The sequence below is a fragment of the Halomonas rhizosphaerae genome (assembly GCF_030012485.1).
Taxonomy (GTDB): domain Bacteria; phylum Pseudomonadota; class Gammaproteobacteria; order Pseudomonadales; family Halomonadaceae; genus Halomonas; species Halomonas rhizosphaerae.
This window is the reverse complement of sequence record NZ_JASCQQ010000001.1, coordinates 1-1,424: the sequence shown is the minus strand read 5'-3', so window position 1 is coordinate 1,424 and position 1,424 is coordinate 1. Positions and strand designations below refer to the sequence as shown.

At 54.0% G+C, this 1,424-nt stretch carries 1 tRNA gene and 1 rRNA gene; both read right to left on the bottom strand.

Annotation, left to right across the window (positions count from 1 at the left end):
• Positions 1-1,154 (bottom strand): 23S ribosomal RNA (locus QLQ86_RS00010); the annotation flags it as partial.
• A gap of 194 nt (positions 1,155-1,348) precedes the next feature.
• Positions 1,349-1,424: transfer RNA gene (locus tag QLQ86_RS00005), tRNA-Ala, on the bottom strand.

The window sequence follows — 1,424 nt, the reverse complement described above, 5'->3', positions numbered from 1 at the left end:
ACCCGTAGCTTCGGTACCTGGTTTGAGCCCCGTTACATCTTCCGCGCAGGCCGACTCGACTAGTGAGCTATTACGCTTTCTTTAAAGGATGGCTGCTTCTAAGCCAACCTCCTAGCTGTCTGAGCCTTCCCACATCGTTTCCCACTTAACCAGGATTTCGGGACCTTAGCTGACGGTCTGGGTTGTTTCCCTTTTCACAACGGACGTTAGCACCCGCTGTGTGTCTCCCACGCGTCACTCACCGGTATTCGGAGTTTGCCTCGGGTTGGTAAGTCGGGATGACCCCCTAGCCGAAACAGTGCTCTACCCCCGGCGGTGCTACGTGAGGCGCTACCTAAATAGCTTTCGAGGAGAACCAGCTATCTCCGGGCTTGATTAGCCTTTCACTCCGATCCACAAGTCATCCAAATCTTTTTCAACAGATCCTGGTTCGGTCCTCCAGTTGATGTTACTCAACCTTCAACCTGCTCATGGATAGATCGCCCGGTTTCGGGTCTATTCCCAGCGACTGGTCGCCCAGTTAAGACTCGGTTTCCCTACGCCTCCCCTAATCGGTTAAGCTCGCCACTGAAAATAAGTCGCTGACCCATTATACAAAAGGTACGCGGTCACAGAACGAATCTGCTCCCACTGCTTGTACGCATACGGTTTCAGGATCTATTTCACTCCCCTCTCCGGGGTTCTTTTCGCCTTTCCCTCACGGTACTGGTTCACTATCGGTCAGCCAGGAGTATTTAGCCTTGGAGGATGGTCCCCCCGTCTTCAGTCAAGGTTTCTCGTGCCCCGACCTACTCGATTTCACGACACTCAGATTTCGGCTACGGGACTATCACCCGCTATGGTCGAGCTTCCCAGCTCGTTCGCCTATCAGTCGTGCCGCTTAAGGGCTACTCCCCGTTCGCTCGCCGCTACTGGGGGAATCTCGGTTGATTTCTTTTCCTCGGGGTACTGAGATGTTTCAGTTCCCCCGGTTCGCCTCCCAACACCTATGGATTCAGTGTGGGATACCCACGTTACCGTGGGTGGGTTTCCCCATTCAGAAATGCCCGGGTCACAGGTCGTTTGCCACCTCGCCGAGCCTTATCGCAGGCTTCCACGTCTTTCATCGCCTCTGGCTGCCTAGGCATCCACCGTATGCGCTTCATCGCTTGACCATATAACCCCAAGAGGTCTGGTCCGCGATGACGATCGACAATTGCCGGATACGCTTGAGACGTATCTCGCGTCTCTTCCTCTCGGAAGAAACTTGTCAGCATGATTCACATTGTTAAAGAGCAATTAGAGCTAGAAGCTCTAAGCGGTAAGCTTTAAGCAAAAGCACACGACTTAGAACTTATCGACTGTTGGATGGTGGAGCCTAGCGGGATCGAACCGCTGACCTCCTGCGTGCAAGGCAGGCGCTCTCCCAGCTGAGCTAAGGCCCC